This is a genomic window from Trichocoleus sp. FACHB-46 (genome assembly GCF_014695385.1).
Lineage (GTDB): Bacteria > Cyanobacteriota > Cyanobacteriia > FACHB-46 > FACHB-46 > Trichocoleus.
Genome location: NZ_JACJOD010000068.1, coordinates 1 through 3,777 on the forward strand (window position 1 = coordinate 1; position 3,777 = coordinate 3,777).

At 49.1% G+C, this 3,777-nt stretch carries 6 protein-coding genes and 2 pseudogenes; 6 read left to right on the plus strand and 2 right to left on the minus strand.

What is annotated here, in order from left to right; all coding sequences use genetic code 11:
* Positions 1–261: 261 nt before the first annotated feature.
* Complete coding sequence (locus tag H6F72_RS26820) at positions 262–525, plus strand: hypothetical protein (protein WP_190442664.1); 264 nt, start codon at positions 262–264, stop codon at positions 523–525.
* Positions 526–776: 251 nt separating this feature from the next.
* Positions 777–1,493: pseudogene (locus H6F72_RS26825) on the plus strand (IS1 family transposase); the annotation flags it as partial.
* A gap of 23 nt (positions 1,494–1,516) precedes the next feature.
* On the opposite strand, the gene H6F72_RS26830 reads toward H6F72_RS26825, so the two are convergent.
* Positions 1,517–1,765 carry a GrpB family protein gene (locus H6F72_RS26830; protein ID WP_190442666.1) on the minus strand — a complete coding sequence of 83 codons (249 nt, stop codon included), beginning with the start codon at positions 1,763–1,765 and terminating at the stop codon, positions 1,517–1,519.
* Positions 1,758–2,429 (minus strand): TetR/AcrR family transcriptional regulator, encoded by a 672-nt coding sequence (locus tag H6F72_RS26835; protein ID WP_190442668.1) that lies wholly within the window; start codon positions 2,427–2,429, stop codon positions 1,758–1,760. Before H6F72_RS26835 ends, H6F72_RS26830 begins: the two co-directional genes overlap by 8 nt.
* Positions 2,430–2,562: 133 nt before the next feature.
* Between H6F72_RS26835 and H6F72_RS26840 the strand changes: the two genes are divergently transcribed.
* The 4 genes and pseudogenes from H6F72_RS26840 to H6F72_RS30545 all read left to right on the plus strand — a co-directional run.
* A complete protein-coding gene (locus H6F72_RS26840; RefSeq protein WP_199299338.1) occupies positions 2,563–2,823 on the plus strand; it encodes a hypothetical protein in 261 nt (86 codons plus the stop codon).
* A gap of 54 nt (positions 2,824–2,877) precedes the next feature.
* Positions 2,878–3,081, plus strand: a complete 204-nt coding sequence (locus H6F72_RS29860) for a hypothetical protein (protein ID WP_199299339.1) — start codon at positions 2,878–2,880, stop codon at positions 3,079–3,081.
* A 43-nt stretch (positions 3,082–3,124) separates the two neighbouring features.
* The gene (locus tag H6F72_RS26845; protein ID WP_242017160.1) at positions 3,125–3,610 is read left to right on the plus strand and encodes a Coq4 family protein; all 486 of its coding nucleotides are present in this window, start codon (positions 3,125–3,127) and stop codon (positions 3,608–3,610) included.
* Positions 3,607–3,777: pseudogene (locus H6F72_RS30545) on the plus strand (IS701 family transposase); the annotation flags it as partial. The gene H6F72_RS26845 and the pseudogene H6F72_RS30545, both read left to right, overlap by 4 nt.

Consider the following 3,777-nt stretch of genomic DNA (forward strand, 5'->3'; position numbering starts at 1 on the left):
TACTCCAAATCAGTTGAGATGTTGAAGTGTTCACTTCGGTTGCTGCTGCATTATTTGAAGTATCGGACAATTCCTCTCTCAGCTTAAATCATTACCTATTCAGCAACGCCTTCAGTCGTTGGCTACACAATCCTCGCATCAATGTGCAAAAGCTCTACAGTGCTTTGATTGCTCAAGCGTTAGTGACGTGGGGAATCCCAAATCACCTTGATTGAAGATACCTCAATGCTGTGAGCTGAGTATTGTCTGATTCGGCTGTCAGTGCAATATCGAGGACGGGCAACTCCACTCGTGTGGCGCGTCATTCGACATGGCAGTAGCTCTGTTGGCTTTGAGGTGTATCAGGCAATGCTGAAGCGAGCCACTCATTTAGTTCCCACTGGCGTTTCAGTCTGTTTTCTGGCAGACCGGGGCTTTGCTATGGCAGTTGCAACCCTGTTGTTCACCGTCCAGGGATATCAGGTCTCAGAACGGGTAAACGTCGTTGGGTGGATGCTCACTAGCAACGGGGCAACAGCTATTTGAGAATTGGGTGGAACTGGTTCAAGGGCATCTGGCATCAAGGATGGCGCTTATTCTCAACGATCTCCTTGTTTGGAGACGCTGATCCTGAACCTGCATCTGCCTCAAAACAGCAAGCCCAAAAGCCATGGGAGCGAGAATTCATCATCAAATCTTAGGTAGTGCAATTTTGTAAAGGACGAAGAAAAAAGTATCGAGGACAATAGGGATAGCCTGAGTCATGGAAGGAATGTGCTCATGAAACCTACTTGTGATGCCCAACCTGTGGTTCTGACGATATCGTCAAAAATGGTCTAACCCGACGAGCGAAGCAGAACTACAAGTGCCGCGATTGTGGTCGTCAGTTCGTCAAAGACCCGCAGTGGCGAGTCATTCCTCCGGATAGTAAAGTCCTCATCGAGCGTCTGTTGCTAGAGAAGCTGCCTCTGTCAGGCATCGCCCGAGTCATGCAGGTATCGCAGGACTGGCTCCAGCACTATGTCAACTCTTACTACTCAACGCTACCACAACAGGTGCAGGTGCGCGCCAAAGCGAAGCAATCATTGCAAGTACAGATGGATGAGCTGTGGTCTTTCGTCGATGATCAAGGCAATGAGCAATGGGTTTGGCTGGCTCTCGATACCGACACTCGTGAGATTGTGACTTGTTCCATTGGTGATCGTTCTGGACAAGGAGCGACTGCGCTATGGCAATCGCTGCCAGGGGTGTATCGGCAATGTGCCGTGCTCTACACTGACCACTGAGTTTCCTACCCGGTTGCACTACCGAGCCAGCGGCACCGAGCCGTTGGTAAGGAGGCAGGGTTGACGAGCTATATTGAGCGGTTCAACAACACGTTACGCCAACGAATCTCTCGCCTGGTGAGGAAAACATTGTCCTTCTCCAAAAAGCTCGACAATCATGTTAGAGCCATCTGGAACTTTATCCACCATTACAACGAAATGATCAGAACCAAGTTGTCACGATGTTGAGACAACCTGTTTTTCTACATCCTTTACAAAATTGCACTACCGCCCAAGCGTTCTAGCTGAGGAACTGCAACCTGCTTGACTTTTGCAAGTGAGCGTATCCCTACCAACAAATCAATAATGGGTTTTGCCACTAACCCTGGAACTGCTGTGCTACCAAAATGCTCAATCCGAGTGATGAGACTTCCATCTAAAACTGCCCGAATGCTTACAGCTTCTTTTTCAAAAAGTAGCACCCAGTTTGGGTTGTGCTCAGTGATGATAATTTCATCCATGGGTCTGCAACTTGTCGGTATGAACCGGGCCTGACGGGAAATAGCTTTGCAGGTAGCTTAAAGCAAACCGTTTCGTCTCTTTTACCAATCGCTGCCGAAACATTTTCTCTTGGCTGAGAGATAGCCACAGTAACGTACCGATCGCCTTTGTGCTGCTAAAAGCGATCGCTTCATAATCTGCAGATTCTAATCTTGCATCACGCTTGGCTAAGGAATTGGCTAAATCCTGAATCAACGTGGCATCGGTTGCCTCATCAATTTTTTCTAATTCGCGTATTGTTCCCTGAACCTCCATGAAAATGGCATAGTAGCTAGGGTTCTCGCTAAAGAAGCGGTCAGTGGTATCAATCAACTGATCTACGTAGTCCGATAAAGGGAGGGCGGTTTGCTCAGTCTCATCAATGGCTGCCAACTGTTGATGCAGCTTTTCTGCATAGCGCAAGGCTGAGGCCTGCAAAATTGCAGTTTTGTCTGGGAAAAACTGGTAGAGCGACCCGATTGGAACTTGGGCCCGAGCAGCGATCGCATTGGTCGTCGTTGCTGCGTAGCCCTGGCTAGCAAACAGTTCTTCCGCTACATCCACAATTCGATTGACCCGCTCCTGACTGCGGGCTTGTCGCGGTTGGCGTCGCATTCCAACTGCGGTGAATGGGCTTTCAGGCATAAACACTCTCCTTGATCTCAACTATAAATGAGGATTACTCATATTTAATTTGACAAAATGTGAGCATCGCTCATATTGCAGAAACATGAGCGATGCTCACATGTTAACTCGGTTTGCTCCAGAGAGCCTTGTTATGCCCCAGAATCTGCTGATTACTCCGAAAGCCGACTCTGGTGCCAGTATGCGCTCTCGTTGTCTTCTGCAATTCGGCTACATTGGGTTGCGTTTTATGCGCTATCAGTCTTCTCCCTGGTTAGGGTTGGCAATCGCGCTACTCAAGTTGCCTCGTGCAGCAGGGGTAGAACGGACGCATGTCCGGGTTCGTTATTTCCGGACGATCGCCCGGATTGATTTTGTCGGTGTCTATGGGCTGCTCAATGACTTGCTCTGGTAGAAGCCTTCGAATGTTCTGTGACATTTATCAACGTTTGAGTTTTTTGAAGGACCTATGCAACTCCCTAATTCAGCTACGCCCAACGCTTCTACGAACACTCCTATTCAACAGCAAACACATGATCCAATCCTCAAGGGCTTCAAGTCATTTCTGGCAAGACTGTTCCTCGTTAAGGCATTCACATTCATGCTATTTGGAGACAACAGCCTGCAAACGGTCGGTGAATTGGTCGATGGATTGCTGGGAAGCGGCTCCTAGAAGATTGGGATCACAGGGTTAGTCACTGCAAACGGTCGGTGAATTGGTCGATGGATTGCTGGGAACCCCTGCCTATGATCTACTGGCTCAACACTTAAACCAAGATCCGGCTTGTGCGGCACTGATCTGCGATCGCTATATTCCTCCTGCCCACGACCTGGAAACCCTCCTTACCTATCCTCCCGATTCCCTGGGGTACATTTATGCAGCCCAGATGAAGAAGACGGGGTTTGATCCCAACCTACATGTTGGAATGATGGCGGAATCCGATGCCCATTACGTCGAGCTGCGACTGAGCCAAACCCATGACCTCCGGCACATTGTGACAGGCTTTGCCACCTCTGAAATGGGTGAAATTGGCTTACAGGCATTCCATTTGCCGCAGTTTCCCTATCCGTTGGCAACCCTATTGGTCGCTAATAGTTTGATCACCAGCACACTCATGGAGCCAGAACGGTTGCCTAAGTTGCTGGAAGCGATCGCACAGGGACAGGACTTACGCAGGAGCAATATTAGACTGGAGCAATGAGCTTCACTAAACTCGACTACTGCCAATACCTGATCAGTAGCCCGATCAACTACCCAGTGACAAACTTGGCTGACCATCTTGATGGCATTAGTCATGACCGCATCAACCGTTATTTGCGTGGTGAGAAGTTGACCCCTCGTCTGTTGTGGGACAACGTTCAACCACTA

Excerpts from the sequence above, each read along its gene's own strand:
- H6F72_RS26840 (WP_199299338.1), top strand. The coding sequence starts at position 2,563 with ATGCCCCAGAATCTGCTGATTACTCCGAAAGCCGACTCTGGTGCCAGT.
- H6F72_RS29860 (WP_199299339.1), top strand. The coding sequence starts at position 2,878 with ATGCAACTCCCTAATTCAGCTACGCCCAACGCTTCTACGAACACTCCT.
- H6F72_RS26835 (WP_190442668.1), bottom strand. The coding sequence starts at position 2,429 with ATGCCTGAAAGCCCATTCACCGCAGTTGGAATGCGACGCCAACCGCGA.
- H6F72_RS26830 (WP_190442666.1), bottom strand. The coding sequence starts at position 1,765 with ATGGATGAAATTATCATCACTGAGCACAACCCAAACTGGGTGCTACTT.